The 26,787-nt window shown below is 64.0% G+C and carries 31 protein-coding genes; 13 read left to right on the top strand and 18 right to left on the bottom strand.

The genetic code is table 11. The annotated features are described in order from the left end of the window. Positions 1–268 precede the first annotated feature (268 nt). Complete coding sequence (locus tag NKJ18_RS10250) at positions 269–670, bottom strand: endonuclease domain-containing protein (protein WP_352758180.1); 402 nt, start codon at positions 668–670, stop codon at positions 269–271. 221 nt (positions 671–891) lie between these two features. On the opposite strand from NKJ18_RS10250, the gene NKJ18_RS10245 reads away from it, so the two are divergent. After that, entirely contained in the window at positions 892–1,062 is a 171-nt protein-coding gene (locus NKJ18_RS10245; protein WP_023702047.1) for a hypothetical protein, read from the top strand. A gap of 9 nt (positions 1,063–1,071) precedes the next feature. On the opposite strand, the gene NKJ18_RS10240 is transcribed toward NKJ18_RS10245, so the two are convergent. Further along, positions 1,072–2,016: a glycine--tRNA ligase subunit alpha gene (locus NKJ18_RS10240; RefSeq protein ID WP_050589306.1), complete on the bottom strand. Its 945-nt coding sequence runs from the start codon at positions 2,014–2,016 to the stop codon at positions 1,072–1,074. A gap of 176 nt (positions 2,017–2,192) precedes the next feature. On the opposite strand from NKJ18_RS10240, the gene NKJ18_RS10235 reads away from it, so the two are divergent. Then, positions 2,193–2,654, top strand: coding sequence for a GNAT family N-acetyltransferase (locus NKJ18_RS10235; RefSeq protein ID WP_031239423.1), 462 nt, complete (start codon positions 2,193–2,195; stop codon positions 2,652–2,654). Positions 2,655–2,859: 205 nt separating this feature from the next. On the opposite strand, the gene NKJ18_RS10230 is transcribed toward NKJ18_RS10235, so the two are convergent. The 5 genes from NKJ18_RS10230 to NKJ18_RS10210 form a co-directional block, all read right to left on the bottom strand. Further along, positions 2,860–4,635, bottom strand: coding sequence for a tetratricopeptide repeat protein (locus tag NKJ18_RS10230; protein WP_352597367.1), 1,776 nt, complete (start codon positions 4,633–4,635; stop codon positions 2,860–2,862). Between the two features lie 192 nt (positions 4,636–4,827). Beyond that, entirely contained in the window at positions 4,828–5,244 is a 417-nt protein-coding gene (locus NKJ18_RS10225; protein WP_352597343.1) for a DUF1284 domain-containing protein, read from the bottom strand. A 3-nt stretch (positions 5,245–5,247) separates the two neighbouring features. Then, the gene (locus tag NKJ18_RS10220) at positions 5,248–5,832 is read right to left on the bottom strand and encodes a biotin transporter BioY (RefSeq protein ID WP_352597342.1); all 585 of its coding nucleotides are present in this window, start codon (positions 5,830–5,832) and stop codon (positions 5,248–5,250) included. Positions 5,833–6,152: 320 nt separating this feature from the next. Further along, entirely contained in the window at positions 6,153–6,821 is a 669-nt protein-coding gene (locus NKJ18_RS10215) for a GntR family transcriptional regulator (RefSeq protein WP_023687112.1), read from the bottom strand. 87 nt (positions 6,822–6,908) lie between these two features. After that, entirely contained in the window at positions 6,909–7,925 is a 1,017-nt protein-coding gene (locus NKJ18_RS10210; RefSeq protein ID WP_352758212.1) for a polyprenyl synthetase family protein, read from the bottom strand. A 221-nt stretch (positions 7,926–8,146) separates the two neighbouring features. Between NKJ18_RS10210 and NKJ18_RS10205 the strand changes: the two genes are divergently transcribed. The 7 genes from NKJ18_RS10205 (at position 8,147) to NKJ18_RS10175 (ending at position 12,419) form a co-directional block, all read left to right on the top strand. After that, positions 8,147–8,371, top strand: a complete 225-nt coding sequence (locus NKJ18_RS10205; protein WP_023692106.1) for a putative signal transducing protein — start codon at positions 8,147–8,149, stop codon at positions 8,369–8,371. After that, a complete protein-coding gene (locus NKJ18_RS10200) occupies positions 8,371–9,165 on the top strand; it encodes a tRNA1(Val) (adenine(37)-N6)-methyltransferase (RefSeq protein ID WP_023702056.1) in 795 nt (264 codons plus the stop codon). Before NKJ18_RS10205 ends, NKJ18_RS10200 begins: the two co-directional genes overlap by 1 nt. A gap of 121 nt (positions 9,166–9,286) precedes the next feature. Further along, positions 9,287–10,144, top strand: a complete 858-nt coding sequence (locus NKJ18_RS10195) for a S49 family peptidase (RefSeq protein ID WP_023834487.1) — start codon at positions 9,287–9,289, stop codon at positions 10,142–10,144. Between the two features lie 72 nt (positions 10,145–10,216). Beyond that, positions 10,217–10,402, top strand: coding sequence for a membrane protein (locus NKJ18_RS10190; RefSeq protein WP_023668475.1), 186 nt, complete (start codon positions 10,217–10,219; stop codon positions 10,400–10,402). Positions 10,403–10,428: 26 nt separating this feature from the next. After that, the gene (locus tag NKJ18_RS10185; protein ID WP_352758179.1) at positions 10,429–11,322 is read left to right on the top strand and encodes a 4-(cytidine 5'-diphospho)-2-C-methyl-D-erythritol kinase; all 894 of its coding nucleotides are present in this window, start codon (positions 10,429–10,431) and stop codon (positions 11,320–11,322) included. Further along, positions 11,309–11,863, top strand: a complete 555-nt coding sequence (moaB, locus tag NKJ18_RS10180; protein WP_023726394.1) for a molybdenum cofactor biosynthesis protein B — start codon at positions 11,309–11,311, stop codon at positions 11,861–11,863. The genes NKJ18_RS10185 and moaB overlap by 14 nt, the downstream gene beginning before the upstream one ends. Before the next feature lie 124 nt (positions 11,864–11,987). Then, positions 11,988–12,419, top strand: a complete 432-nt coding sequence (locus tag NKJ18_RS10175; protein WP_023726393.1) for a GFA family protein — start codon at positions 11,988–11,990, stop codon at positions 12,417–12,419. Here NKJ18_RS10175 and NKJ18_RS10170 read toward each other — a convergent pair. Continuing rightward, the gene (locus tag NKJ18_RS10170) at positions 12,409–13,383 is read right to left on the bottom strand and encodes a hypothetical protein (protein ID WP_023754079.1); all 975 of its coding nucleotides are present in this window, start codon (positions 13,381–13,383) and stop codon (positions 12,409–12,411) included. The two genes, NKJ18_RS10175 and NKJ18_RS10170, sit on opposite strands and share 11 nt — an antisense overlap. 252 nt (positions 13,384–13,635) lie before the next feature. Next, complete coding sequence (locus NKJ18_RS10165) at positions 13,636–14,139, bottom strand: glycosyltransferase (protein WP_023684377.1); 504 nt, start codon at positions 14,137–14,139, stop codon at positions 13,636–13,638. A 150-nt stretch (positions 14,140–14,289) separates the two neighbouring features. Between NKJ18_RS10165 and NKJ18_RS10160 the strand changes: the two genes are divergently transcribed. Next, positions 14,290–15,444, top strand: coding sequence for a PA0069 family radical SAM protein (locus NKJ18_RS10160; RefSeq protein ID WP_023684378.1), 1,155 nt, complete (start codon positions 14,290–14,292; stop codon positions 15,442–15,444). Positions 15,445–15,599: 155 nt separating this feature from the next. Next, positions 15,600–16,298: a ribonuclease HII gene (rnhB, locus tag NKJ18_RS10155; protein WP_023726390.1), complete on the top strand. Its 699-nt coding sequence runs from the start codon at positions 15,600–15,602 to the stop codon at positions 16,296–16,298. A 254-nt stretch (positions 16,299–16,552) separates the two neighbouring features. On the opposite strand, the gene NKJ18_RS10150 is transcribed toward rnhB, so the two are convergent. The 7 genes from NKJ18_RS10150 to NKJ18_RS10120 form a co-directional block, all read right to left on the bottom strand. Next, positions 16,553–17,044, bottom strand: a complete 492-nt coding sequence (locus NKJ18_RS10150) for a F0F1 ATP synthase subunit B (RefSeq protein ID WP_023668483.1) — start codon at positions 17,042–17,044, stop codon at positions 16,553–16,555. 10 nt (positions 17,045–17,054) lie between these two features. Continuing rightward, complete coding sequence (locus NKJ18_RS10145) at positions 17,055–17,654, bottom strand: F0F1 ATP synthase subunit B (protein WP_023745504.1); 600 nt, start codon at positions 17,652–17,654, stop codon at positions 17,055–17,057. A gap of 92 nt (positions 17,655–17,746) precedes the next feature. Next, entirely contained in the window at positions 17,747–17,971 is a 225-nt protein-coding gene (locus NKJ18_RS10140) for a F0F1 ATP synthase subunit C (protein WP_006206606.1), read from the bottom strand. Between the two features lie 68 nt (positions 17,972–18,039). Beyond that, positions 18,040–18,798: a F0F1 ATP synthase subunit A gene (locus NKJ18_RS10135; RefSeq protein ID WP_023745505.1), complete on the bottom strand. Its 759-nt coding sequence runs from the start codon at positions 18,796–18,798 to the stop codon at positions 18,040–18,042. A gap of 65 nt (positions 18,799–18,863) precedes the next feature. Further along, on the bottom strand, positions 18,864–19,256 hold the full coding sequence (locus NKJ18_RS10130) for an AtpZ/AtpI family protein (RefSeq protein WP_023668486.1): 393 nt from the start codon (positions 19,254–19,256) through the stop codon (positions 18,864–18,866). 265 nt (positions 19,257–19,521) lie between these two features. After that, a complete protein-coding gene (locus NKJ18_RS10125) occupies positions 19,522–20,706 on the bottom strand; it encodes a cell wall hydrolase (protein ID WP_023668487.1) in 1,185 nt (394 codons plus the stop codon). A gap of 136 nt (positions 20,707–20,842) precedes the next feature. Next, on the bottom strand, positions 20,843–22,138 hold the full coding sequence (locus NKJ18_RS10120; RefSeq protein WP_023745507.1) for an MFS transporter: 1,296 nt from the start codon (positions 22,136–22,138) through the stop codon (positions 20,843–20,845). Between the two features lie 117 nt (positions 22,139–22,255). On the opposite strand from NKJ18_RS10120, the gene NKJ18_RS10115 reads away from it, so the two are divergent. Continuing rightward, entirely contained in the window at positions 22,256–23,164 is a 909-nt protein-coding gene (locus NKJ18_RS10115; protein WP_023738457.1) for a LysR substrate-binding domain-containing protein, read from the top strand. Positions 23,165–23,403: 239 nt separating this feature from the next. Here NKJ18_RS10115 and der read toward each other — a convergent pair whose 3' ends face one another. Next, the gene (gene der / locus NKJ18_RS10110; protein ID WP_023692116.1) at positions 23,404–24,834 is read right to left on the bottom strand and encodes a ribosome biogenesis GTPase Der; all 1,431 of its coding nucleotides are present in this window, start codon (positions 24,832–24,834) and stop codon (positions 23,404–23,406) included. Positions 24,835–24,910: 76 nt separating this feature from the next. Continuing rightward, positions 24,911–25,573, bottom strand: coding sequence for a tetratricopeptide repeat protein (locus NKJ18_RS10105; protein WP_352758178.1), 663 nt, complete (start codon positions 25,571–25,573; stop codon positions 24,911–24,913). Between the two features lie 193 nt (positions 25,574–25,766). Here NKJ18_RS10105 and NKJ18_RS10100 point away from each other — a divergent pair, with 193 nt between their 5' ends. Then, positions 25,767–26,771: a polysaccharide deacetylase family protein gene (locus NKJ18_RS10100; protein ID WP_023834492.1), complete on the top strand. Its 1,005-nt coding sequence runs from the start codon at positions 25,767–25,769 to the stop codon at positions 26,769–26,771. Positions 26,772–26,787: the final 16 nt, after the last annotated feature.

Here is a 26,787-nt window from a genome sequence, read left to right as displayed (position 1 = left end):
CGTCCTCGCGCCTCCGGCGCTGCGGGCGCGCGGCCGGGCCGGTATTTCCTCGGAGCGAAATTCCAGCAACAAATCCGGCATCAGAGTTTCTCCACCCGCATGCCTTCTTCCTGATTGCGCGTCCTCGCGCCTCCGGCGCTGCGGGCGCGCGACTGGGCGGGAATCTCTCCCGAGCGGAGTTCTACGAGCAGATCAGGCATAGTTAAGCTCCCACCCTCCCTTCGATGGGGAGGGTCGGCGCGCAGCGCCGGGGTGGGGTGGCGACCTCTCAGCCGCCGATACCTTCGGCACCATCGCGCAAACGCAGGTGTGATTTTCGTTCTTCCACCGCCGCATAGATCGTATCGAGCACGGAATCCAGTTCGTTTTTGATTTCATGGTTCCAGAAGCGGATGACTCGATAACCCTGGCTCTCGAACCATTTCGTTCGACGCTCGTCATGGCGCAGCTGGTCATCGAAGCTGTGATGGACACCGTCCACCTCAATGATCAGCTTCAGCCGGTGGGAGGTGAAATCAGGGAAGTAAACGCCTACCGACGCCTGCCTGCGAAAATGAGTGCCTTCTACTGGAATGCGCCACAGATGCCGCCACAGGATGCGTTCCTCGTCGGTCATCGCCGCGCGAAGCCTTTGCGCAGACTGCAGCTTGAATCGATCGAGTTTTGGCATGGAACGTCGCGCTGTCACCCCCACCCGCCGCTTCGCGGCGACCTCCCCATCTAGGGGGAGGTAAGAGGGCATAGCAACTCGGCTGACCGCTGTTTCCAGAAATTTGACCGCCGCTGTCGGGCCGCAACCAGCCCGCCCGTCCTTGGATCAAAGATTTCCATGAACCAAACGCAGCGCTGAAGCGACCAACGCTCAGGCAGGGACCTATTGGCTGAACGACCATGAAAACGGCATCGAGACTTCTCCAGATCATCGCGCTCAGCGCCTGTTTCGCCGCGCAGGTGCATGGCGCCTTCTCGATGCCGGGTGTGCGGCAGGCTATGCGGACCATGGCGGGATCGTCTGGCCAGTTCTCGGCGCCAATCAACATTTCCCCCGAAATGATGAAGTGAGCCTGAACCTCAGGCGGCGAGCCCGCCGGCCTGGGTCTGCAAAAATGCCTCGCCGCAGGCTTTCGCCAGATTGCGCACCCGCAGGATGTAGCTCTGCCGCTCGGTCACCGAAATCACGCCGCGCGCGTCGAGCAGGTTGAAGACGTGGCTGGCCTTGATGCACTGGTCATAGGCCGGGAAGACCATGCGGTGCATCTGCAGATTGTCGTTCGAAGCCGGGGCGCCGGCCGCGAGCAGCGCCTTGCATTCGGCTTCGGCGTCCTCGAAATGCCTGAGCAGCATGGCGGTGTTGGCATATTCGAAGTTGTGCCTGGAATATTCCTGCTCGGCCTGCAGGAAGACATCGCCATAGGTGACTTTTTCGGCGCCTTCTCGGCCATTGAAGTTGAGGTCGTAGACATTGTCGACGCCCTGCACATACATGGCCAGCCGCTCCAGGCCGTAGGTCAGTTCTCCCGCCACCGGCGCGCATTCGATGCCGCAGACCTGCTGGAAATACGTGAACTGCGACACTTCCATGCCGTCGCACCAGCACTCCCAGCCGAGCCCCCAGGCGCCAAGCGTCGGGCTTGCCCAGTCGTCCTCGACGAAGCGAATGTCGTGCAGCAACGGATCGACGCCGATCGCCTTGAGCGAGCCGAGATAGAGTTCCTGCAGGTTCGGCGGGTTGGGCTTCAGGATCACCTGGTACTGGTAATAATGCTGCAGCCGGTTGGGGTTTTCGCCGTAGCGGCCGTCCTTGGGCCGGCGCGAGGGCTGGACGTAGGCGGCGTTCCAGCCCTTGGGCCCGAGCGCGCGCAGCGTGGTGGCCGGATGGAAGGTGCCGGCGCCGACTTCCATGTCGTAAGGCTGCAGGATGACGCAGCCATAGGCGGCCCAGTAATTGTGCAGGGTCAGGATCAGCCCCTGGAACGAGCGGCTGGGATGCATATGGGCTGGACTGTCTGACGTCACGGCGGCCTCGGAAAGCGCGAAAAAGAAGACATTCCCTAGTTGCCGGGCCGGTAGGCGTCAAGGCAGCGCCTATGGCCGCCTTGATGAGAGGTTGAACGCTTTGCTTCGGACTGGCCCATTGCCGGACGGTGCCGGTGGCCGTTTGCTCGCCCAGCTTCAACGACAAAGGTTCAGCCATGCAAGGCCAGTTCACCGTACGCCCCGTCACCCGAGAGGATTACGAGCAATGGCTGCCGCTGTGGGACGGCTACAATGCGTTTTACGGCCGCTCGGGCGAGACCGCCCTGCCCGGTGACATCACTGCAATGACATGGTCGCGCTTCTTCGATGCCTATGAGCCGATGCATGCGCTGGTCGCCGAGAGCGAAGGCAAGCTTCTCGGCCTTGTCCACTATCTCTACCACCGCACCACGACGGCGATTTCGCCGAACTGCTATCTGCAGGATCTCTTCACCAATGAGGCGTCGCGCGGCAAGGGCGTCGGCCGGGCACTGATCGAAGACGTCTATACCAGGGCGCAAACCGCAGGCTCCAGCCGCGTCTACTGGCTGACACACGAAACCAACCACACGGCGATAAAGCTCTACGACAAGATCGGCGATCTCTCGGGGTTCGTCGTCTACCGAAAGCTGTTCTAGAATGAGCGCCAACGCTGGGTCTGCGCCGCGTCGCTTCGCTCCTTGCTCCGCCATAGAATGACGATCCCGATAGGGCGTCTCTATCTCTTTGTTTCTGTCGCAATTCCGAACGGAAAACCGCGCACACTTTCCTGGAATTGCTCTAAGACACCAAACCGAAAAAACGGGGCTCAGCGAGCCCCGTTTCATCAGAAGTATGGCCCGATCACCCCTTCGGCGCTGGCGGGGTGGCCGGCTTGACCTTCGGGGTTTCCTGCGCCGTGTTGGATTCGATCGGCGGCAAGCCCTTCATCAGCTTCTGCTGCAAAATGGCAAGCACATCGGGATCCGGCTTCAGGTCGCGCGCCTGATTCCACTGGAAAGTGGCTTCGAGCTTGCGGCCGACGCGCCAATAGGCATCGCCGAGATGGTCGTTGAGCACCGGATCTTCCGGCTTGAGCGACACGGCGCGCTCCATTTCGCGCACGGCGTCGTCGAACCGGCCCATGCGGAAATAGGCCCAGCCCAGCGAATCGACAATGTAGCCGTCGCTCGGCCTGAGGTCGACGGCCTTCTGGATCATCGCCAGGCCTTCCTTGAGGTTCATGTTCATGTCGACCCAGGAATAGCCGAGATAGTTCAGCACCTGCGGCTGGTCGGGGAACAGTTCCAGCGCCTTGAGGAAGTTCGGTTCGGCCTTGGGCCATTCCTTCAGCCGCTCATAGGCGATGCCGCGCTGATAGTAGATGTTCCAGTTGGCATTGGTCGGCGTCTTCAGCACCGCGACCGCCTTGTCGTAGAGAGTGGCGGCGGAGCGGAAATCCTCCTTCGACGCATAGACCCCGCCCAGCGCCAGATAGGCGCGCATGTCATCGGGGTGAGCTTCGACGAATGCCTTGAGATGGGCGATCGCCTCATCGTGACGGTTGAGATCGGCAAGGTTGAGGCCGAGCTGCAGGTCGGAAAGCTCCTTCAGCGGCGAGGAGGCTGGAATGCGGCTATAGAGCGCAATGGCGCCTTCGCCGTCCTTCAGCTGCTCCGCAACGGCGGCAAGCTGCACCAAAGCGGCGTCGCTGTCGGGCTTGAGCGCGAGCGCATATTGCAGATAGAGGCGCACGAACGGCTCGCCGCCGCCGCGATTGAGCGCGATGGCGAGGTCGAGCAGGATTTCAGCGGCGCCTTCGGAGGGACTGGCGACGAAAGGCTCGATCTTGTCGCCCTTGCTGATCCTGTCGCGAAGCGCCTGGATGTCGAGCTTGCCGGGCGCGAACGCCTCGGCCTTGTCGAGCACGTAGAGCGCCTTGTTCTTGTTGCCCTTGCGCGCCAGGAAAGACGCGTAGGCCTGGGCGTTGCGCATCCATGTCTCGGGCGCGGCACCGCCGGCCGTGACGTCGGTCAGGGTCGCGTCATAAAGCGCGTCGGCCTTATCCGACAGGCCTGCGGCATCGGCGATCAGCGCGCGGTGGAAGGACTTGAACAGGCCGAACCAGTCAGGCCCCTGCAGTTTGTCGATCGAGGCCATCGCCCCGGTGGGGTCGCCGGCGCCCGCTTGTGCCCAGCCGGACATGACGCCGGAAATCAGCCGGTCGAGATCGGATTCGAGCGACAGCTTGAGCCAGTACTGCGCCTTGGTGAAATCCTTCTTGTGGAAGGAATCGACCGCCAGAGCCAGACGCGAGAAGCGCTCGACGTCGGGAACTGCCTTGAGCTTGTCGGCATAGACCAGCGATTCCTCGAAGCGGCCTTGCGCGATCAGCGACAGCATCAGGCTTTGCTGCAGCGAGGTGTCGCCGGGATTGAAGGCGAGCGCCTGCTTGTAATAAGCGATGGCATTGTCGAGGTCGTTGTCGCCTTCGGCGATGCGGGCGGCGAGATAGGCGCCCGAGAAGGAGGTGATCTTGACCGGGTCGGTCGATTCCTTGGCGTAGGCAGGCAGCGGAGAAATCGCCATCCCTGCCATAATTGCCAGCCCCGCGAGCCAGCGCGCACGTCCTTGCCGCATCGTATCCCTTTCAGCCAAGCGCCATCCCGCGTCGGCGCGGAGAAGCCATAGACTCGATGTTTCCTGCCAAAGCATGGCCTTTTTGGGGTCAGGCTTCAATCCGGGCCGAATTCACAATCGGGTCACCCGATTAACAAACCATGGCGACGCACACACTGTCGGTTCGGGATAATAGCAGATCGGGGTTGGGAGCTACAGCCTGACATCGCGATATCCGCCTGCCGCGACAGTGGTGCACAGGCCGGCCCATTCGCAACCCTGGCAGGCCTCACGCGTCACGCCGGCTGCAAAGGCCGCGCGCAGACCGGCAAGCGTTGCCGCGTCGAGGCTGAGGCGGGCGCCGGCCCGGATCGGCCGGGCCAGCAGTTTGCCGACATCGCGTGCCGCCAGTTCGTCCCGGGCGGCGGCGCTTTCGCGCAAACAATGCGGCTCGGCCTCGCCGAGCAGCGGTTGGCAGATATCGTCGGGGCCGGAGACGATCAGGATATCCTCACCCCGGCCCAGACGTTTCGCGATCACGTCATAATTGGCGACGAAGGCTGCGCTGTACCCTTTGCCGACATAGGTCAGCAGGCAAAGCAGGTGATGGGAGCGCAGCCTGATGGTCATTGGTCAGGACGCGGTTCCGACCCGGCTCGCCTTGTTGCCGGAAAACAGCTTCAGCGTGGCGGCGCCAAGCGCCGACTTGAGCAAGCCGCCGACGATGAACGGCAGGAAGCCGGAGACGATCGCCGCCTTGGCACCAATGATGGCGGCGAGCCACACAGTGCCGATCACCAGGCAAAGCAGGTTGCCGAGCAGCATGGCGAGGAAGGCAAAGCCAACCCGGTTGCCATTCCAGCCGCGTTCGGCAAGCCAGCCGACCAGAGCACCGACAATGGGGAACGACAGGAGATAGCCGCCGGTGTAGAACCAGGAGGCGCCGCTGGCCAGAACCGGGAGGCCCACTGCGCCCTCGACCAGCCAGGCGATGATGGTGATGGCGCCAAGCCGCCAGCCATAGAGCGCGCCGATCAGCGTCACTGCGAAGGTCTGCATGGTGACCGGCACCGGCACCATCGGCACCTCGATGTAGGACGACAGCGCCAGGAACAGCGTGCCGATGACGACGGCCCCGACCTGCCAGCCAAGCGATCGGGTTTGCAGGCGCAACGGGCTGAAGGATGGCTTGGAGGGCGAAAAGGCGATGTCGGTCATGGCGGCTTCCCTGTTGGTTTGTAATTATAGATAATTTTGTTGTTCGATCTATTATCGAATCCATACTTGCGAGGAGATGGCAACCCCTCGGGTGAAAAAGGATGGATCTTGAGTGCCTAGATGAACGGAATTGGAAAGGGCCGGCGGGACAGCACCCCCCTCTGGCCTGCCGGCCATCTCCCCCGCAAGGAGGGAGATCGGATGTCGCCTATGCTTTCGCAAATCGCCGACGTTGCAGGACTAACGCAGCCGGCAAAGCTGCTGATCTCCCCCCTTGCGGGGGAGATGTCCGGCAGGACAGAGGGGGGTGTGAAGGATCGCTACCCAACAATGGCAAACGCTTCGCGCATCTTGCCTGACGCGGTCTTGACCGGTTTCTGCCCGATCCACTGCACGTGCCGGCCAAGCGTGGCGGCGGCCGATTCGGTATTGCCCTGCCGCAGCGCGCTCAGGATCGCGCGATGATCCTGGTCGGTGCGGATTTCCCATTCCGAGCGCCATGCGGCGAACAGGAAGCGGGCGCTTGCGGCGTGCAAATCGTCGATGGTGGCGATGAGCCGCGGCATGCCGCAGGGCGCCAGGATCAGCCGGTGGAAGGTGCGGTTGGCCTCCTCCCAAGAGCGGACATCGCGGGATTTGTCGCCGGCCTTTGTGGCTTCTTCGGCAAGATTGAGAATGGAAGCCGTCAGATGCGGCGCGGCATGGCGCAGCGCCAGCACTTCGAGGGCTGCCCGCATTTCGGCGACTTCCCTTACCTCGCCGAGATCGAAAGCGGCGACGCGCACGCCCCGCCTGGGCTCACTGACCGCCAGCCCTTGCGCCTCGAGGCGCCGGAAGGCTTCGCGCACCGGGACATGGCTGGTCTGGAATTCCTCGGCGATGTGATCCTGCCGCAACCGGGCTCCCGGCTCGATCGCGCCCGATATGATGCGATCCGCCAGCACCTTGCTGATGCGCACGGCGATGGTGTCGTCTGCGGTCTTTGCCATGTTTTATAGATAATTTGCACTGCTGCCGATTGTCGAGCGGTGATTGCCCGATTTTGCATGCAAACTTGCTTTGGCGCCAGGCGCGGGTCAGTTCACCCGGCTGATGCAGAAGTCGATGACGTCGATCAGCGCCGATTTCTGCGGCGCCGCCTCCAGCGGCGCCAGCGCGTCGCGGGCGATCTCGCCGAAATGGCGGGCCCGTCCGATGGTGTCGGCAATGGCGCCATGGCGGGTCATCAGGCCGATCGCCTTTTCCAGGCCGGCATCGTCGGTGACATTGTCCTCGATGGCGCGCTTCCAGAAGGTGCGCTCGGCCTTGGTGCCGCGCCGGTAGGCGAGGATGACCGGCAGCGTAACCTTGCCTTCGCGGAAATCGTCGCCGACATTCTTGCCCAGCTCCTGGCTGGAGCCGCCATAATCCAGCGCATCGTCGATGAGCTGGAAGGCAAGGCCGAGATTCATGCCGTAGGAGCGCAATGCGGCGCGATCGTTGCGCGTCGCCGATGCGATGACCGGACCGACCTCGGCGGCAGCCGAGAACAGCGCCGCGGTCTTGGCCTTGATGACGGCGAAATGCTCGTCCTCGGTGGTATCCAGGTTCTTGGCTGCCGCCAGCTGCATCACCTCGCCCTCGGCGATGATCGAGGCGGCGCTGGACAGGATGTCGAGCGCTTCCAGCGAACCGACATCGACCATCATGCGAAAAGCCTGGCCGAGCAGGAAATCGCCGACCAGCACGCTCGCCTGGTTGCCCCAGATCATGCGGGCAGTCTTTTTGCCGCGCCGCATGCCGCTCTCGTCGACGACGTCGTCGTGGAGCAGCGTGGCGGTGTGCATGAACTCGACCGCGGTGGCGAGCTTGACGTGGCCCTCGCCGGAATAGCCGAACATCTGGGCCGCCGCGAGCGTCAGCATGGGACGCAGCCTTTTGCCGCCCGACGAGATCAGATGATTGGCGACCTCCGGGATCATCTCGACGTCGGAGCCGGCCTTGGACAGGATCAGTTTGTTGACGCGCCCCATATCGGCTGCTGTCAGGTCGATGAGATCCTTGATGGAGGCGGGTTCCCGCTTCCCGTTTTCGATGTTGAGAACGACACCCACCAACAAACACTCCCGTCTTTGATCACGCGTGCGACGGCACCCTGGTCCCGCCTGGGACTCTAGGGCGGCACATACGGGCACGGCAAGAGGCGAATTGGCGCGGCTGCGGTGACGGCGTGTCAACCTTAGCGACCGCATGCCGTTGCCCGAAAACCGCTCCACACTTTTCGGCGCCATGCTCCAGCGTTTACATCAACGCTGCAACCTGCGAACTTCGTCCGATGATAGAACTCGTGCGCACCAACGATGCCGTGATCATCTCCTTCGTCGAATCGCTGATGCGCGATGCCGGGATTGCCTGCTTCGTCGCCGACCAGAACATGAGCATTCTCGAAGGGTCGATCGGTCTTTTGCAGAAGCGCGTCATGGTCGATGCCGACCAGGCCGATCAGGCGCGGCGCATCTTGAAAGACGCCGGCATCGAGAACGAAATCCGCCAGACATAATGGCTGAAGCGAGCGCGCTTACCAGCGATACGCCGGCCCATACGGTCGATGCCTTCCATCGCGGCCGCTTCTGGCTGGTCCAGCCCAGGACAGGGCATCGCGCCGGGATGGATGCCATGATGCTGGCGGCAGCAGTTCCATCCGGCTTTGCTGGACGCCTCGCCGATTTCGGCGCCGGCGCCGGTGCGGCGGGTCTTGCCGTGCTGTCGCGCTGCCCAGAGGCGCAGGTCGTGCTCGTCGAACGGTCGACCGAGATGGCAGGCTTCGCCACAACCACGCTCGCCCATCCCGGCAATGCGCATCTCGGCAATCGCGCCTCGGTGCTGACCGCCGACGTCACGCTGTCGGGCCGGGCGCGGACGCAAGCCGGCCTTGCCGACAATTCCTTCGATTTCGTCATCATGAACCCGCCCTTCAACGCGGCGCAGGACCGCGCCACGCCAGATCCGCTGCGGCGGCAAGCGCATGTCATGGACGACGGGCTGTTCGAGAGCTGGATCCGAAGTGCGGCTGCCGTCGCCAAGCCGCGCGGCGGCCTGGCCGTCATTGCGCGGCCGGAACAGCTTGGCGACCTCCTCCATGCGCTGTCGGGCCGCTTCGGCGACGCCGAGATGCTGGCCGTGCATCCGCGCCCGGAAGCAGCCGCAATCCGCATTGTCGTTAGGGCAGCGCTCGGCGCGCGCGGCAAGCTGTCGATCCGCCCGCCTTTGATGCTGCATGGGCAAACGGGCGACGGCCCGTCGGAACGAACCGAGATGATCAACAACGGACTGGCGTCGCTGTTTGGCGATTGATTTTGGGCCCGTCAGTGTCGTTGCCGCAAAACCGGCACACAGTTGGCTGAGATGGATTGCAGCATTGCCGTTGACCCGCAAATCCCTACATGCGTTGAAGCCATTTGGAGACAGCCACCTCGTGAAACGCCTTTTCAACCGCCTGCTGCCGAAATCCTGGCGATCCAGCGTCGTCACCATTCCCGTCATCAGGCTGCATGGCACCATCATGGCCGGCGGCGGCCCGTTCCGGCCGAGCCTGTCCTTGGCGTCCACCGCCGCCCTCATCGAAAAGGCGTTCCTGTTCGATGCGCCCGCCGTCGCCATTTCGATCAATTCGCCTGGCGGCTCGCCGGTGCAGTCGCGGCTGATCTTCAAGCGCATCCGTGACCTCGCGGTCGAGAAGAACAAGAAGGTGCTGGTCTTCGTCGAGGATGTGGCGGCCTCGGGCGGCTACATGATCGCGGTCGCCGGCGACGAGATCTTTGCCGATCCGTCCTCCATCGTCGGTTCGATTGGTGTCGTCTCGGCCTCGTTCGGCTTTCCCGAACTGATGAAGAAGATCGGTGTCGAGCGCCGTGTCCACACCGCCGGCCAGAACAAGGCGGTGCTCGACCCGTTCAAGCCGGAGAAGAGGGAAGACGTCGAGCGCCTGAAGGCGCTGCAGCTGGAAGTGCACGAGACCTTCATCGACCTGGTCAGGGAACGCCGTGGCACCAAGCTGAAGGACGATCCGGACCTGTTCACCGGCCTGTTCTGGACCGGCAAGAAAGGGCTGGAGCTTGGCCTCGTCGATGCGTTGAGCGACATGCGCACGGTACTGAAAACCCGCTTCGGCGCGAAAACCCAGCTCAGGCTGGTCACCGCGCCGCGTGGCCTGTTTGGCCGCATCGGCCTGTTCGGCTCGAACGTTTCGGCGCCCGATATTGCCGCCGCCGCCGCAAGCGGCGTGATCGATGCGGCGGAAGAGCGCGCATTGTGGGCGCGCTTCGGGCTTTGAAAAAGCAGGGAAAGCGTCTAGCATGAGGGCTTGACAGTCTGCCTTGCCGCCTTGCGAGGGAGGAGCTTTGAAATGCCACAGATCATTTTCTTCGCAGTTGTCGGCGCAGCCGCTTATTTCGGCTACCGCACCTTCGTCCGCGAGGCCGAACGTGTGACCGCCAAGGTGCGGCGCACCGAAAAGCAGGCAGCCAACGGCACCAACGGCACGCTGGTCCAGGATCCCAAGACCGGCGAATACCGCCTGGCCAAGGACTGATCATCATCCCGTCAGCAGCCGACAGTTTGGATGCCGCAGCCCGGACGTGGCTTGCGCCCGCCAAGATAAATCTGGCGCTGCACGTCACCGGCAAGCGCGCCGACGGCTACCATCTGCTCGAGAGCCTGGTCGTTTTCACCCGCTTCGGCGACAGGGTCGAGATCGAGCCTGCCGACGCCGACCGGTTCTCCGTATCGGGCCGTTACGCGACTTCCGTGCCGATCGACGACAGCAATCTGGTGGTGAAGGCGCGCGAGGCGCTGCGCAGGCAGGCCGGCCAGCAGAGCACGCCGCCGGTTGCCATCCGGCTGGAAAAGAACCTGCCGGTCGCATCCGGGGTCGGCGGCGGCTCGAGCGACGCGGCGGCGGTATTGCAGGGTCTTGTCCGGACCTGGGGGCTCGACATCGGCGAGGCCGAACTGAGCCGGATCGGTCTCACGCTCGGCGCCGACGTGCCGATGTGTCTTGCGGCAAAACCGCTGGTTGCGCGTGGCGTCGGCGACGAGCTGTCGCTGGTGCCGGATTTTCCGGCGCTCGCTTTGGTGCTGGTCAATCCCGGCGTCGCCGTCTCGACGCCCGATGTGTTCAATGCACTTGAAAAACGCGACAATGAAGGACTGCCGCCGCTGCCGCGCGGTTTCGATTTCCACGGCGTCCGCAATTGGCTGGAGATCACCCGCAACGATCTTGAGGAACCGGCGCAAGCAATACAGCCGCCCATCGGCAGAGCGCTTTCCCTGCTGAACAGGGCCGGATCTGGATTCTCGCGCATGTCGGGCTCCGGCGCGACATGCTTCGGGCTGTTCGAGACCGGCAATGTCGCCAAGCGCGCCGCCGCCGAGATCCGCAGCCGCGAACCGGAGTGGTTTGTCGCCGCGACACGAAGCATCGCTTCAGAGGGGGCCGATGACCAAAATTGACGAAAGCCGCCTGTTCATCCCGGTGCGCATCGCGGTGCTGACGGTGTCCGATACGCGCAGCCTTGCCGACGACAAATCCGGCCAGACGCTGGCTGATCGCATCGCCGAGGCCGGCCATGTCCTGGCCGCGCGCGACATCGTCACCGACGACCGGGAGAAAATCCGCGACAAGGTGCTGGGCTGGTCGCGCGACGAAGACATCGATGTCGTCATCACCACCGGCGGCACCGGTTTTACCGGCCGCGACGTGACGCCGGAGGCGCTGGAGCCGATCTTCGAGAAGCGCATGGATGGCTTTTCCGAAGTGTTCCACCGCATTTCCTACGACAAGATCGGCACCTCGACAGTGCAGAGCCGGGCGACGGGCGGCGTCGTCAACGCCACCTTCGTCTTTGTGCTGCCGGGCTCGCCCGGCGCCTGCAAGGACGCCTGGGACGGCATCCTGAAACCGCAGCTCGACTACCGCCACATGCCCTGCAACTTCGTCGAGATCATGCCGCGCCTGGACGAGCATTTGCGGCGCGGCAAGGCCGCCTCGTAAACCAAGGCAAAGCCGGCCAAGTGCTGCCTTTGTCAGGCAGAATGGCGGCTGCGCCTTCGAGAGGTCATTTCCTCCGGGTCGTCGGGCGGATAGTCTGTCGCCAAGTCAAGACGGAAGAGATCCAATGAGCGCGCACCGCGGCGGCTGCCATTGCGGCAACATCCACCTGACCTTCGAAACCGGAATTGAGCCGTCCGAGATGGAGATCCGCGCCTGCCAGTGCGCGTTCTGTGTCCGGCATGGTTCGCGCGCCGCCGCCGATCCGCAGGGGCGATTGATCGTCGCGGTCGAGGACGAGGCCCGGCTGCACCGATACCGGTTCGGATTGCGCACCGCCGATTATCTCATCTGCCGGGACTGCGGCGTCTATGTCGCTGCTGTGACCACCGACGGCGAACCGAGAGCGATCGTCATCGTCAATGCGCTGGATGACCGGCCGCGGTTCAACCGCGAGCCGGTCCCAATGGACTATGATGCCGAGAACAAAGAGGGTCGCATTGCCCGGCGGCAAGCGCGCTGGATGCCGGTCGAGATCCGCTCCGGCCTCAGCGGATGACCGGTTCGCCGTGGAAGCGGCGGCGCGAGGGCGGCGAGACGCCGAAGCCGACCTCCATCATCAGCCGTGGCGTGGTGGACGGCACGGTGCCCATGTGGAAGCCGAACGGGTCCTCGACGAAGCCGAGGCCGGCCTCGCCGGTCAGCGTGACCGGGCTGTCGTCGCCATAGACCTTGAGCACGTCTTGCGCCGGATGGCCGACCAGCAGCGTCAACTGGTGCTTGAGGCTGCGCCTGTTGTGGCTGCCTTTGACATAGACATGCGGGCCGGTGCCGGCATCGCAGGGCTTGAGATAGAAGAAGAATTTCAGCATCCGCCAGTCGTCGAGATCGAAATGATATTTGCCGAGCGAGGCAAGGTTCTTGTCGGCGTCGGAAGCCTCGCCGGTCGGAAAGCTCCACCAGACACGCGTGGTGATCAGCTTTGCCTGCCCGCCCAGATAGTGCTGGGCGATGTCGAGCAGCAGCGGATCGTTTTGGATGGCGAGTGCTGCCTTGCAGCTGAGGATGCGCTCGAAATAGTGGCCGCTGAGCAAAGAGCGGCCGAACCGCTTCTCGGCTTCTGCGTGTTCTCCGGGCATGAATTCGAGCCGGCGGTCGAAATTGCCGAAGCACGGCGTGCTCTGAGCAAAGCTGGCGATCTCTTCGTGGATTGCCTGCGGAAGGACCAGTCCGGAGAACAGGCCATCGGCGCGCAGCGCCGCGACGATCGACTTGAGGTCGACGCCCCTGAACATCGTCGCTCCGGCACTCTGCGCGGGGCGCGCGGCTTTGGCGCCAAGCCAGTGCAGTTTGCGCGCCGGCATGGTGCGGGCAAGCACGAACATCGGCAGCCATGCGGGATTTTCGCGCAGGTCGGACAGATAGGTCGGGATACGCACCGCAATGCGGCGGAGCAGGCTGCCGTTGCGGGCAATGGCTTCCAGACTGGGGGCGCCGGATTTGTCAGGGGACGAAAGGTTCATCGGGGTCCTCAGATATGAACGGCAGCAACGACGACGCGGCGCTTGCTTACCGCTCCGGCACTACCCAAACCCCGATATCCCGCATCAACGGAATGCTAATCCCGCGTCAGCTTTTGTGCAATGCACAATAGCTTTTTGCGGCGAAAAGGAGGGATGGTGCTGCGACCGTGCCAATGCGGATGAGACGCCGACGCTGCTCCTCATCCGCCCTTCGGGCACCCTTCTCCCTGGGAACGGGAAAAGGGAGAAACATCACTTCTTCGGCGCCAGCCAGATTTCGGCGTCGAGCCGCCTGGTGGCGAGACCGCGCGCAAGGGCTTCGGCGCTGTGCGCGTTCTTCGACAGGGCAGCGGCCTGGCGCTTGCTGATGACCAGCCCTTCGGCCAGCGCCCGGTTGCCCGAAAACACCCGTGACAGGAACGGCGTGCGGCTGCCGCGCGCACGGGAAAAGCGCGCCGGCATGGTTTGCCGCGCCGTGTGAGCGACAACGTCGTCGATCCAGCCCTCCGCCAGCCTTGCGCCGGGTTCCAGAAACAGCAGCCAGTCACCCTTCGCCTGCCTGATTCCCGCGGCAATGCCGCCGGCCACGAAGTGGCAGCCGGCATGATCGGCAACCCGATGCGTCTGGTCGGTCGAGCCGGTGTCGCAGACGATGACATCGCGCACCACGCCCTCGACCGCGCCGCCGATCAACGAGGCGAGCGTGCGGGCAAGGCCTTCTTCGTCATCCCGGGTTTCGATGAGAACGCTGAGCATTTTTAGCCGAATAGCGGAAAGCCCGGCGCAGCGCCAGTTTTGCATGGCCCAACGAAAAAGTTCTTGCTTTGTTCTCACCAGCGAAATAGGATTATTTTCATGAACAGAGCGATTCGACAGCCAGCCGACAGTCCTTGGGAAAGGGCCAAAATGGAACATATCGTGCGTGCGGACATTGCTGCTTTCGGAGCAGGGCGAGCCGAGATGGCCAATGCGATGATCGAACAGAGCGGCATGCGCGTCCGTCCGGATCGCAACCGCGGCCGTTCCGCGGGCATCAACCCGTCCGGCCGGTTCGAGCCGGTCAGCCGGCATGTGTTCGACGACGGCTGGAATTCGCTGGAGGAATTGCCGCCGTTCAAGACCGAAGTGCAGGTCGAGAAGCCGCGCACCATCATCACCCGCAACGAATCGCCCGACATTTCCTTCGACCGCTCGATCAACCCCTATCGCGGCTGCGAGCATGGCTGCGTCTATTGTTTCGCCCGGCCGACGCATTCCTTCATGGGCCTGTCGCCGGGGCTGGATTTCGAAGCGAAGCTGTTTGCCAAGCCGGATGCGGCGCGGCTGCTCGACAAGGAACTGTCGAAGGATGGCTATCAGCCGCGCACCATCGCGATCGGCACCAACACCGATCCCTACCAGCCGATCGAGAAACAATACCGGATTATGCGCGAGATCCTCGAAGTGCTGGAGGCGCGCGGCCATCCGGTCGGCATCGTCACCAAATCCCATCTGGTGACGCGCGACATCGACATCTTGTCGCGCATGGCCGAACGGGGCTTGGCCAAGGTGGCGCTGTCGGTGACAACGATGGACCGCATGCTGGCGCGCACCATGGAGCCACGCGCGTCGACGCCGACCAAGCGGCTTGAGGCGATCCGGCAGCTTTCCGATGCCGGCATTCCGGCCTCTGTCATGGTGGCGCCGATCATTCCCGGCCTGACCGACCAGGAGATGGAGCGCATCCTCGATTCGGCACGCGCCGCAGGCGCCCGCGAGGCCGGCTATGTCATCCTGCGCCTGCCGCTCGAGGTGGCGCCGATCTTCAAGGACTGGCTGCTGCGCCATTATCCCGACCGCTATCGGCACGTGATGTCGCTGATCCGTTCGATGCGCGACGGCAAGGACTATGATTCGGAATGGGGCAAGCGGATGAAAGGCGCCGGCCCCTATGCCTGGCAGATCGGCCGGCGCTTCGAGATCACGGCCAAGCGGCTCGGCCTCAACGCCGAGCGGCGCACGCTCCGAACCGACCAGTTTGTCGCCGCCGCCAAGGCGACCGAGCAGCTGATGCTGCTCTGAGAGTAGCGCCTGCCCTGCCCTCGTGGCTGTCAGGCGACCCAAGAATCCCGTCCGGCCTGTCCCCCGGCCTGCAGACGGTGCCCTCCCGGTCTTGCCCCCACTCGACCTTGGAGGGACTTGCGGAGAATCGGAGCCGATGCGAACCTCGCCGCAACATGGCTCGCGCACGTTCCGATTCTCCGCTTCTTTTCGAAATCGTCGAAAAGCCCGACTTCTCCTTCGAGACGAAGGCGATGGCGGAAGGCCTGTGGCCGGTGGCAGGCATGGACGAGGCCGGCCGCGGTCCGCTGGCCGGGCCGGTGGTGGCGGCGGCCGTGATCCTCGATCCCGCCAACATTCCCGACGGGCTCGACGATTCCAAACGGCTCAACCATTTGCAGCGCGAGGCGCTGTTCCTGAAAATCCTGGGGTCAGCGCTCGGCGTGTCGATGGCCTCGGTCAGCGCCGAAGGCATTGACGGCAGCAACATCCTCAAGGCCAGCCTGGAAGCCATGCGCCGCGCCCTTGCCGGCCTGCCGATCCAGGCGAAGCTGGCGCTGGCCGATGGCCGCGATGTGCCGCCGGGCCTCCTCTGCGAAGGCCGCGCGCTGATCAAGGGCGACCAGCGCTCGCAATCGATCGCCGCCGCCTCGATCGTCGCCAAGGTGATGCGCGACCGCATGATGTGCGGCTGCGGCAGCCATCACGAGCGCTACGGGTTCGAGGTCCATATGGGCTACGCCACCGTGCGGCACCGCACCGCGATCGAAGCGCATGGGCCGGTGGCAAGGCTGCACCGGGCATCATTCGCGCCGTTCAGGCTGGGTGGGGTTGAGGTGGTGGAAGAAGAAGGGTTTGTCGGGTTGGACAGCTAATCTCCCCCCTTGAGGGGGAGATGGCCGGCAGGCCAGAGGGGGTCGCGCGCGTGAAGTGCTAGCCCTTCTTGGTCGCAGAAAGAGCGTCGCGCCTGGTCGAACGGACCCCCTCTGTCGCCTTTGGCGACTTCCCCCCCTCGTGGGCCCTCGAGGGGGAGATCAGGCGCACCACCGCCTTCGCCAATCTCCGTCGCCGCTCAACAAAAAAGCCGCCAGGTTGCCCGGGCGGCTTGATGTCAGCGAGTTAACCCCGCTCAGTTCAGCCTGGCCTTCACGTCCTGCAGCGCGGACTTGAACAGGTCGGCGCCGGCCTTGGCGTCGATCTTGCCGGCAAGCAGCGTGCGGGCCGCCTCGACGGCGATGTCGACGGCGCTGGCGCGCACTTCGGCGACGGCTTCGCGCTCGGCCTGGCCGATCTTCTGCTCGGCAAGCGCAGTGCGACGGGTGACATAGTCTTCGGTCTTCTTGTGCGCCTCGGCGGCAAGCATGTCGGCCTCGCGCTTGGCGGCAGCGACGATGGCTGCGGCCTCCTGCTCGGCTTCCTTGCGCTTCTTCTGGTATTGGCCGAGCAGTTGCTGGGCCTCTTCGCGCAACCGGCGGGCTTCCGCAAGCTCGTCGCTGATCTTGGTCGCACGGGCGTCGAGCGACTTGGCGATCAGGCCTGGCACCTTGATGTAAACGGCAACGCCGAGGAAAATGACGAGGGCAACCGTTGCCCAAAGCGTTGCGAGAGATGTGGCGTCCATGATGTGCTCCTCACCGGGCCACGGATTTGACCGCAGCCGAGATCTCGGCCTTGCTCGTCTTGCCGCCGACAAGCGCATCGACGATGGCTGAAGCGGTGTCCTCGGCAATCATGCCGACTTCCTTCATGGCGTTGGCCTTGATGGAAGCAATGCTGGCCTCGGCCTCGCCGAGCTTCTTGTCGAGGGCGGCCTCGACCTTCTTGCGGGCAGCCTCGGCTTCAGCCTTGGCAGCGTCGTTGGCCTGCTGGCCGATCGCGTTGGCCTTGGCCTTGGCTTCCGCCAGTTCCTGCTCGTAAGCGGCAACGGCGGCGTCGGCCTCGCCCTTCAGCCTGGCGGCCTGGTCGAGGTCCTGCGTGATGCGATCGCTGCGGACGTCGATGATGCCGCCAAGGCGCGGCATCACCACCTTCTTCAGGAACAAATAGAACAGCCCGAACGTGATCGCCAGCCACAGAAGCTGGGACGGAAACGTCGCCGGATCGAATGGCGGGAACGTGCCGTGCGCCTCGGCAGGCACGCCGGTGCCGGAATGCGTGTCGCCTTCCGTACCGGTGTGGGCGCCTTCAGCGGCGGGTGCGGACTCTTGCGCAAACGCAGATGTCACGAACATGGACTATCCCCTCATATCAGGCATGGCCGCAGGAATGCGGCCAGCCAATTCTTCCCAATGCTCGTCCGACCGATAATTGGCCGAACAGGGGCTCAGCCGAACAGGGCGAGAAGCGCGATGAGAAGCGAGAAAATGCCCAGAGCTTCGGTCACGGCGAAGCCGAAAATCAGGCGGCCGAACTGGCCATCGGCGGCCGACGGATTGCGCAGGGCGCCCGCCAGGTAGCTGCCGAAGATGTTGCCGAGGCCAATGCCCGCGCCGCCCATGCCCAGGCAAGCGATACCGGCGCCGATGTACTTTGCTGCTTCTGCGTCCATTTTGAACTCCTTTGGATCTGTAATTCCGTTGCAATTCCATCCGGCGAAAGATGCCGGAAATTCTAAGGTCAGTGCCCGGGATGCAGGGCGTCGTTCAGATACATGCAGGTCAGCACCGCAAAGACGTAGGCCTGCAGGAAAGCGACCAGCAATTCCAGCGCGGTCAGCGCGACTGCCATGGCCAGCGGCAACACCGAACCGGCAACGCCGACGGCGCCGAGCGCGCTCAGGCTGACGACGAAGCCCGAAAACACCTTCAGGGTGATGTGGCCGGCCAGCATGTTGGCGAACAGACGAACCGAGAGGCTGACCGGGCGCGACACGAAGGAGATCACCTCGATCAGCACCACCAGCGGTAACAGGAACACCGGAACGCCGTGCGGCACGAAGAGCTTGAGGAAGCCCAGACCGTGCTTCGTGAAGCCGTAGACAACGACGGTTCCGATCACCAGGGCTGCGAGGCCGAAGGTGACGATGATGTGGCTGGTGACGGTGAAGAAGTAAGGGAAAAGGCCAAGCAGGTTGGCGACCAGCACGAACATGAACAGCGAGAACACGAAGGGGAAGAACTTCATGCCCTGCGTTCCGGCGGCGTCGCGCAGCATGTTGGAGACGAACTCATAGCCCATTTCCGAAACCGACTGCAGGCGCCCGGGAACAAGGCTGCGGCTGGAGGTCGAGAGGTACAGAAACGCCGATGCGACGAGCACGGTCGCGACCATGAACAGAGCCGAATTGGTGAAGGACAGGTCATAGCCGCCGATATTGATCGGAATCAGCTTGACGATATGGAACTGGTGGATCGGATCGACCTTGTCAGCAGCCATTTACATCCCCGTCAAAACCGCGAGCGGCCTTAAGTGTCCTTGTGCGCCATTGGCGGCGCGCCATTTCATTCTTTCGGATCGTGCGACTTCTCGCTTTTTCCGAATTCCGCCACAACACCTGACGAACGCAGGACATTGAGCACGCCGGCGCCAAAGCCCAGCAACAAGCCGACGACCAGACCCCATGGCGAGGTTCCCGCCACGCGATCCAGAAACCAGCCAAGGCCCACACCCACCACTATCCCGGCGATGAACTCGCTGGACAGCTTGAGCGCCTGGCCATATCCGGCCGTCGCCTTCGCGCCGTCATTCCCCTCGAGCTGATCCGGCCGTCTTGTCGCAAGCGATGCTCCAAGCTCACGCCGGCGGCGTTCGAGATCTTCGTCGCGGATGTCGGCCTCGTGCTTGCTGCCGCGGCCGGTTTCTCCGGTTCCGTCTGGCCCGTTCTTGTCGGCCATCGTAACCCCCCTGCCCGGTCAGACCGTCACCGTCCGTCCGCTTCTAAAGTCGCCGGCAACATAGTTAGAGGGTTTGCGCCCGTCAAGCCACGGGCGGGACTTCAAAGCCATGTATTTTTTCTATTGGAATCAATCACTTGGCGAGGTGCGACATCGTGCCCGGCACTATCGGGTCGGCACATGCCCCGAATCCGTCCGGCGACCGTTGTCCGATTTCGGCTTCCAGGGCCTTTGCGGTTCGTTTGCGACAGGCAAGCCGAAGGGCTCAGCTCCAGCCGCCGCCATAGGTGCGGTAGAAGATATGCAGGCCGATCTTGGTCATCTTCTGCATCGTGCGCGCCCAGCCCGGATGGACGTAGTTGGCGTAGTAGTGGGTCGATGAGCCGACTTCGGGAATGAATATCTTGCCGGCGGTGACCGCCATCGCGACGTCCTGCGCGGTCTTGTAATGGGCGGGGCTCTCGATGCGCTTCTTGCGGCCGTCGCAGGCGAAGGAGAACTGGCAGCGGTTCAGCCAGTTGTCGTTCTGGTAGACGACGCCGCAAATCGAGTTCGGATAGGCCGGATTGCGGACGCGGTTGAGAATGACCTGCGCGACGGCGGCCTGGCCGCGCACGGATTCGCCGCGCGCCTCGAAATAGATGCCGTTGGCGAGGCAGGCCTGCTCCTTCGTGGAGAAGACGCTGGCCGGCAGCGGGTTCTGGATCCACGAGTGGTCACCCTTGGCCATCGGCGGAATGAAGCGCCCGCTGCTCGGCTCCTCGTCCTGCAGCAGCGCTTCGAAGGGTGAGGCCTTGGCGTAATCGGGTTCGGCCTGGGCATAGGCGGTGGCCAGCACGTCCGGTCTGTCATTGTTGACCAACGCGGCAAGCATGGCCGGCACGCCGGGATCGGGCTTCTTGTCCACATTGGTATGGAAGGCCTGGGCGATCTGGATTTCCTTGCCCTTGATGCCGGGCTTGGCGAAGGCGAGCTTCAGGCCGCTGTCCATGCTCGGCCGCAGCAGCGAGGACGTGCGCTGAAAGATTGAGCCGGCATTGAAGTTCTTCGGCGGCGCCACCGGCGAGACCTGGATGATGCGGCCCTTCTTGTCGGCGCGCATGATGCGGTCCTCGTCGGGCGTGATGCCGGCGACATTGCCCTTGCCGCGAAACGAGACCTTGCCGACGCCGGGCAGGCGCACGCCCGAGCCCGAGAGCGAACCGGTGGTGACGGAATCGATGAAAGGCATTTCGGCGGCATGAACCGAGCCGGCGACGGAGCGCTCGACATAAGAGTTCCAGCGGGTGCCCGAAGCTTCGAGGCCGGAAATCAAGCTGCCCATGTCCTGGTAGGCGACGACAGTTGGAAAGCCGATCCAGATGCCGAGCCCGATGACCAATGGCGATACGAAGGAACGTTTTTTCTCACCGGCGGCGGCGGCCAGCCGCTTCAGGACACGTCGATGCACGGGGAACTCTCCAGAAACGCCACTGAGCCACTGGAGAGCCAAAGTGAAGCATTAACCTTGATGCGGGGTTAACGCGGTTGATCGTGTTTTTCCGAAGCGGCCCGAAATGGGACGCCGTTTGCCGACCGGCAACCCGTCAGTTCGGCCGCAGGAAAATTGGCCATGCAATCATGGCGCAGAGCGCGCCCACCAGCCAGACGCCAGGCCACGACCAGATGAGCAGCAAAGCCGGAATGGCGGTCGGCACCACGAAGAAGGCGATGAAGACGAAGCTGTTGGCAAGACCGAGCGCGGTTCCGGCGCGGCTGGCGCCGGCAAGCGTGGCGAGTTCGGTGTAGGCGACGCCATGCCAGGCGGAGACCGAAATGCCGGCAACGACCAGCAGCACGTCGATCGCCGGGATCAACGCGGCATGGGCGTCTGGCGTGGCTCCTGCCGCCAGGACCAGCAGGCCGACGGCCGCGAAGCCAAGCGCGCTCGTCATGCTGCAGAGGCGCAGGAACCAGCGGCGGTTGCCATGGCGGTCGGTGAAGCGGCCGCTCCAGACGCGCATCACCATCGCGCCGGTCTGCACCGCGGCAAGGCTGGCGCTGATCGTGAGCGTGGCCATGCCGGCGAAATCGTGCAGGAAGACGGAGGCGAAGGTGAGCACCGCCACTTGCGGAAAGCAGAGCAGGCCGATGGCGGTGGCGATGCGCCAGACCTCGACATTGCGCAGCGGCGCCGGACCGCCCGACTTTGCCACGGCCATGCTGCCGGCATTGTCCAGTTCCGGCGGCTGGTGCAGCCATCGCCAGGCAAACAGCGCAGAGACGGCGTTCATGGCGGCCAGCAGCCCGAAGACCGCCGCGAAACCGTGCACCGATGCCAGCGACGGCAGGACCAGCGCGCCGAGCCCGCCGCCGAGCGGCACCGCGGTCTGCCTGATGCTCATGGCAAAGCCACGTTCGCCTTCGTGGAACCAGGCCATGATGGCGCGGCCGCTGGAACCGTTGACGCTGCCGCCGAGCAGGCCGGTGACCAGAAGGCATGCGGCCAGCATTGCGACGCCAGGCACATAGGTCACTGAAGGCACGATGAACAACGCCATCAGGGCGAGCCACGCCGCGGTCGCACCAAGGCCGGTCAATAGCACGCCGCGATCGCCCCAGCGGTCGGTGAGCAGACCCCAGGGCAGTTCGCTCAAGGCAACGCCCAGTCCGAGAAGACCGAGGACCAGGCCGAGATTGCCATTGCTCAAGTGATAGCCCGACCGCAGAAACACCGCCGCCGCCGGTATGCCGGCGAAGGTGGCGGAGAAACTGGCATTGGCGGCAACGCCGATGCCAAGCACCTTCCAGCGATGATTGGCGCGAAATCGTTCAGCCTTCGACGTGACGGCGGCGGCTCGGCCAACCCGGCCTGGCTCACAATTTGCGTCGGCGATCGACATGGCGGGACTCCTGTTGATGCCCTTTCGGGACCTTGACGCCTCGTCTTTACCGCCATAACTTCATCCCGAATATCGGGAAGTTTTTGACAATTGTTCCCGAAAAACAGGATCGTTGTGATGCGCCGCGTAACCTTCGACCTCGATGTCCTCCGAAGCTTCGTCACCGGCATGGAACTCGGCAGCTTCGCCAAGGCCGCCGACCGGCTTGGCCGCTCGACCTCGGCGGTGAGCGCGCAACTGAAGAAGTTGGAGGACCAGGCGGCGACGCCGATCTTCCGCAAGTCGGGCCGCGGACTGGCGTTGACCGAAGCCGGCGAAACCATGCTCGGCTATGCCAGGCGGCTGCTCGAGTTGAACGACGAGGCGGCCTCGGCCATCCACGACGTGGAACTGGAAGGCTGGGTCAGGCTCGGCTTGCAGGAGGATTTCGGCGAGGCGGTGCTGCCGGAGGTGCTCGGACGCTTCGCCCGCGCGCACCCCAAGGTCAAGATCGAGGCGCGGATCGGGCGCAGCTATGAACTCGCCGAGCGGATCACATCAGGCAATCTCGACATTGCGCTGGCCTGGGACAGCGGCCAGGCGCTGCCTTACAGCCGGCATGTCGGCGACGCGCAATTGCGCTGGATCGGGCCGGCAAAGCTGATCGAGACCAGGCTACGCGAGGGCGAGGCACTGCCGCTGGTGGCGCTGGAAGCGCCATGCCTGCTGCGCACAGTGACGACGGAAACGCTCGACCGCGCCGGCCTGCCATGGCGGATGGCCTTCTCCAGCCCCAGCCTTGGCGGCATCTGGGCGGCGGTCGCCGCCGGCCTCGGCCTGACGATCCGCACGGATATCGGCCTGCCGGCCAATGTCAGGACGATGGCACCGCAAACGTTGGGCTTACCCGCGCTGCCAACCATGGCGCTGGTGATGCACCAGAAAGACGCCGAACTGGACCCGGTGGCGACGCGGCTGGCGGATATTTTGTGGCAGGCGGCGGTGGCGGCGCTGCCGCAGGACGAGCGGTTGAGAGAGGTCGCTTAGACGCGGTGATCACCCGGTGTCGCGTTCCGTCACACCCCCCTCTGTCCTGCCGGACATCTCCCCCTCAAGGGCCCTCAAGGGGGGAGATTGCTGTCATCAACGCTTTCGCCAATTTTTGATCTTGCAAGGTGAGAACGGCCGCAGCGGCTGCTGATCTCCCCCCTTGAGGGGGATGCCCGGCAGGGCAGAGGGGGGTGCTGCCCCGCCAATCTTGCGGAGAATTTCGCAACCGTCACCGCTCACTTGCGCTTGTTCGCTCTCCCCGCGAACGGGTTGTCCGAAGTCCGCAGCGCTATCCTGATCGGCACGCCGGGCATGTCGAAGGCTTCGCGCAGGCTGTTGGAGAGGTAGCGGACATAGGATTGCGGCATCGCGTCGGGCCGCGAGCACTGGACGACGAAACCCGGCGGCCGGGTCTTGGCCTGGGTGACGTATTTGACCTTGAGCCGGCGTCCGGCGACGGCGGGCGGCGGATGATGCGCAAGAATGCTTTCCAGCCAGCGGTTGAGCTTGCCGGTGGAAACGCGGCTGTTCCACACCTTGTGCGTCTTGATGACGGCATCCATCAGCTTGTCGAGGCTGCGCCCGGTCTCGGCCGAAACCGTCACCGCCTGGATGCCGCGCACTTGCGGCAAAAGCCGTGTGGTCTTTTCGCGCAATTCGGCCAGCAGTTCCTGCGGATTGTCGATCAGGTCCCATTTGTTGAAGGCGATGACCGGCGCCCTGCCCTCGCGGATGATCAGGTCGGCGATCTGGAGGTCCTGCTTCTCGAATGGGATGGTGGCGTCGAGCACGATGATGACGATCTCGGCAAAGCGGATGGCGCGCAGACCGTCCTGCACCGACATCACTTCCAGCTTTTCGTGGATCCTGGCCTTGCGGCGCATGCCGGCAGTGTCGAACAGTTTTAGGCGACGGCCATGCCAGTCCCAGTCGACCGAGATGGAATCGCGGGTGATGCCGGCTTCCGGGCCGGTCAAAAGCCGCTCCTCGCCGATCAGCGCGTTGATCAGCGTCGACTTGCCGGCATTGGGACGGCCGACGACGGCGATGCGCATCGGCTTGGTGTCGTCATAGGCAGGTTCGGCGTCGGGATCGGTGATGTCCTCGCCGATCAGCACCTCGCTGGCGGCGACGTCCTCGGCCTCGTCTTCTTCCTCGCCGAAGGCGCGGTCTTTGCCCAGCGCCTCGATCACCGCGTCGCGCAGATCGGGCATGCCCTGGCCGTGCTCGGCCGAGACCGGGATCGGCTCGCCGAGGCCGAGTTCCCAGGCCTCCAGCATGCCGCCCTGGGCGCCCTTGGCCTCGGCCTTGTTGGCGACCAGCACGACCGGCTTGCCGGATTTGCGCACGATCTCGGCAAAGGTGCGGTCGTCGGGCAAAAGGCCTGATTTGGCGTCGATGGTGAAGAAGATCAGGTCGGCTTCGCGGATCGCGATCTCGGTCTGCGCGCGCATGCGGCCGGGCAACGTCGAGGCGGCGGCGTCTTCGAAACCGGCGGTGTCGATGACATCGAAATGCAGATCGTAGAGTTTGGCCGCGTGGACGCGACGGTCGCGGGTGACGCCCGGCGTGTCGTCGACAAGCGCCAGCTTCCGTCCCACCAATCGGTTGAAAAGCGTCGATTTGCCGACATTGGGCCGGCCGATAATGGCGACTTTGAAGCTCATCCGGCTATCCATATCATCGCCCAAACCGCAGCGCGCCCTTGGGTCAGGCCCGAGGGCAGGCTTTGGGCGATGCGTATCATGACGCGCCCGAGCCGCGGATCAATTCCGACATCAGCGTCGCCCGCTGGCGCGCGTTGCGCGGGGCGCCGTCATCGGCGGCGATCTGGTCGAACAGTTTCAGCGCATCCTGGGTCTTGCCTTCCTTCCAGGCGGCAAGGCCGAGCGCTTCGCGCGCTGTGTGGCGCAGCGTGTTGTTGTCGGCGGTCAGCGCCTCGACGCGGCTGGAGACGTCGGCGAAGGAGCCGTGATCGACGAGCAGCAGGGCGGCCCGCAGGCGCGCCATGTCGCGAATGCCCTGGGGAATGGCGTTGTCGGCGGCGACGCCATCGAAATCGGCGACGGCGGCGGCAAAGTCGCCCTTGTCGGCCTTGACGGTCGCCGCGCGCATGCGGGCGAGCAGCGGATAGGCGCCGTAGCCGTCCTTTTCCAGCTGTTCGAGGGCGGTCAGCGCCTCGTCGCTCTTGCCGTCATTGGCAAGCTTCAGCGCCTGCGAGAAGGCATCGCCGGAGCGGTTGGCGCGCGTCTCGTCCCAATAGCGGTAGCCGACGAAGGCAGCGGTGCCGAGCACCACCAGGATAGCAAGGCCAAGCAGCGCCGGACCGAAACGATCCCACAGCGCCTGCGCCTTTTCGCGGCGCATCTCGTCGTTGACTTCGCGGATAAAACTGTCGTCGGACATCAATCAAAACCATTGCTGCCCTAACAGGGGCGCTTCTTGAGCCCGCGTTTTAGCGAAATTTCGCGGGCATGGAAGGGGCTCGGCAGGAAAATCGGCTAATCGCCGGGCGCATAGCTGCCGACGTTGATCGCACCCACGCCACATTTTGCCGATAGCCGGCTTGGACTGCCTCCAGATCAAGCCCAGATTGCCGATGCCACGTTTGTCCCGCGTTGTTGCGTTTTCCTCAGCCGTGCTTGCCATGGCTGGTGCGGCTTTCGCCGACCCGCCGGCGCCGCCTGCCCCGGCAAAGCCGAAGCAAATCGTCATCATCTCGTTCGATAGCGCCCGGGAGATCTCGCAATGGCAGCGCAGCCGGGCGCTGGCCAAGCGCACCGGCGCGCATTTCACCTACTTTTTGTCCTGCGTCTTCCTGCTGTCGCCGCAGACGCGGGCCGACTACACAGCTCCGGCCAAGTCCGCGGGCAAATCCAACATCGGCTTTGCCGCTTCGAAGCAGGACGTCGCCGATCGGCTCGATCAGATCGGGCTCGCCGCTTCGGAAGGCCACGACATCGCCAGCCATGGCTGCGGCCATTTCGACGGCAAGGACTGGAGCAAGGCCGACTGGCTGAAGGAATTCGCCTCGTTCGAGCGCATTCTGGAAAACGCCTATGCGATCAACGGTATTGAACCCGAGCCCAAGGGATGGCGCGATATTGCCCATGCCGTTGTCGGCTTTCGCGCGCCGTACCTCTCGACCAGCAAAGGGCTCTATGAGGCCCTGCCTGAAGCCGGCTACCACTATGATGCCAGCGGCGTTTCGAAAGGCCCGGTCGAGCCGCCGACCGGCGGCGGCTTGACCCGCTTTTCGCTGCCGCAGATCCCGGAAGGCCCTGATGGTAGGCTGGTGATCGCCATGGACTACAATCTCTATGTCAGGCATTCCGGCGGCTTCGAGCGGCCAAGCCAGGCGGCAGACTTCACCGAGCGGACGTACCAGGCGTTCCGCGCCGCCTTCGACAGGCAATATCAGGGCAAGCGCATCCCGCTGGTGCTCAGCTTCCACTTCACGCCGATGAACAACGGCGCCTACTGGGACGCGCTGGAGCGCTTTGCCGGCGAAAACTGCGTCAAATCAGATGTCGAGTGCATCAGTTTTCGCGATTATGTGCAGCGGCAACGTGGTAGCGAGAGGCAGGCGGCGGTGGGCGGCTGAGCCGCCAACCGTCTAT

It is taken from the genome of Mesorhizobium sp. M0217, from assembly GCF_040321955.1.
Classification (GTDB): Bacteria; Pseudomonadota; Alphaproteobacteria; order Rhizobiales; family Rhizobiaceae; genus Mesorhizobium.
The sequence above is the reverse complement of the archived record's forward strand: the minus strand, read 5'-3'. Positions and strand labels throughout refer to the sequence as shown.

Bases quoted from the DNA above. Each gene is read 5' to 3' on its own strand.
- NKJ18_RS10100 (WP_023834492.1), top strand. From the start codon at position 25,767: ATGCCACGTTTGTCCCGCGTTGTTGCGTTTTCCTCAGCCGTGCTTGCC.
- NKJ18_RS10160 (WP_023684378.1), top strand. From the start codon at position 14,290: ATGGAACATATCGTGCGTGCGGACATTGCTGCTTTCGGAGCAGGGCGA.
- rnhB (WP_023726390.1), top strand. From the start codon at position 15,600: ATGGCTCGCGCACGTTCCGATTCTCCGCTTCTTTTCGAAATCGTCGAA.
- NKJ18_RS10245 (WP_023702047.1), top strand. From the start codon at position 892: ATGAAAACGGCATCGAGACTTCTCCAGATCATCGCGCTCAGCGCCTGT.
- NKJ18_RS10105 (WP_352758178.1), bottom strand. From the start codon at position 25,573: ATGTCCGACGACAGTTTTATCCGCGAAGTCAACGACGAGATGCGCCGC.
- NKJ18_RS10150 (WP_023668483.1), bottom strand. From the start codon at position 17,044: ATGGACGCCACATCTCTCGCAACGCTTTGGGCAACGGTTGCCCTCGTC.
- NKJ18_RS10200 (WP_023702056.1), top strand. From the start codon at position 8,371: ATGGCTGAAGCGAGCGCGCTTACCAGCGATACGCCGGCCCATACGGTC.
- NKJ18_RS10120 (WP_023745507.1), bottom strand. From the start codon at position 22,138: ATGTCGATCGCCGACGCAAATTGTGAGCCAGGCCGGGTTGGCCGAGCC.
- NKJ18_RS10165 (WP_023684377.1), bottom strand. From the start codon at position 14,139: ATGCTCAGCGTTCTCATCGAAACCCGGGATGACGAAGAAGGCCTTGCC.
- moaB (WP_023726394.1), top strand. From the start codon at position 11,309: ATGACCAAAATTGACGAAAGCCGCCTGTTCATCCCGGTGCGCATCGCG.
- NKJ18_RS10170 (WP_023754079.1), bottom strand. From the start codon at position 13,383: ATGAACCTTTCGTCCCCTGACAAATCCGGCGCCCCCAGTCTGGAAGCC.
- NKJ18_RS10115 (WP_023738457.1), top strand. From the start codon at position 22,256: ATGCGCCGCGTAACCTTCGACCTCGATGTCCTCCGAAGCTTCGTCACC.
- NKJ18_RS10190 (WP_023668475.1), top strand. From the start codon at position 10,217: ATGCCACAGATCATTTTCTTCGCAGTTGTCGGCGCAGCCGCTTATTTC.
- NKJ18_RS10130 (WP_023668486.1), bottom strand. From the start codon at position 19,256: ATGGCCGACAAGAACGGGCCAGACGGAACCGGAGAAACCGGCCGCGGC.
- NKJ18_RS10140 (WP_006206606.1), bottom strand. From the start codon at position 17,971: ATGGACGCAGAAGCAGCAAAGTACATCGGCGCCGGTATCGCTTGCCTG.
- NKJ18_RS10230 (WP_352597367.1), bottom strand. From the start codon at position 4,635: ATGCGGCAAGGACGTGCGCGCTGGCTCGCGGGGCTGGCAATTATGGCA.
- NKJ18_RS10235 (WP_031239423.1), top strand. From the start codon at position 2,193: ATGCAAGGCCAGTTCACCGTACGCCCCGTCACCCGAGAGGATTACGAG.
- NKJ18_RS10225 (WP_352597343.1), bottom strand. From the start codon at position 5,244: ATGACCATCAGGCTGCGCTCCCATCACCTGCTTTGCCTGCTGACCTAT.
- NKJ18_RS10215 (WP_023687112.1), bottom strand. From the start codon at position 6,821: ATGGCAAAGACCGCAGACGACACCATCGCCGTGCGCATCAGCAAGGTG.
- NKJ18_RS10145 (WP_023745504.1), bottom strand. From the start codon at position 17,654: ATGTTCGTGACATCTGCGTTTGCGCAAGAGTCCGCACCCGCCGCTGAA.
- NKJ18_RS10250 (WP_352758180.1), bottom strand. From the start codon at position 670: ATGCCAAAACTCGATCGATTCAAGCTGCAGTCTGCGCAAAGGCTTCGC.
- der (WP_023692116.1), bottom strand. From the start codon at position 24,834: ATGAGCTTCAAAGTCGCCATTATCGGCCGGCCCAATGTCGGCAAATCG.
- NKJ18_RS10220 (WP_352597342.1), bottom strand. From the start codon at position 5,832: ATGACCGACATCGCCTTTTCGCCCTCCAAGCCATCCTTCAGCCCGTTG.
- NKJ18_RS10135 (WP_023745505.1), bottom strand. From the start codon at position 18,798: ATGGCTGCTGACAAGGTCGATCCGATCCACCAGTTCCATATCGTCAAG.
- NKJ18_RS10175 (WP_023726393.1), top strand. From the start codon at position 11,988: ATGAGCGCGCACCGCGGCGGCTGCCATTGCGGCAACATCCACCTGACC.
- NKJ18_RS10205 (WP_023692106.1), top strand. From the start codon at position 8,147: ATGATAGAACTCGTGCGCACCAACGATGCCGTGATCATCTCCTTCGTC.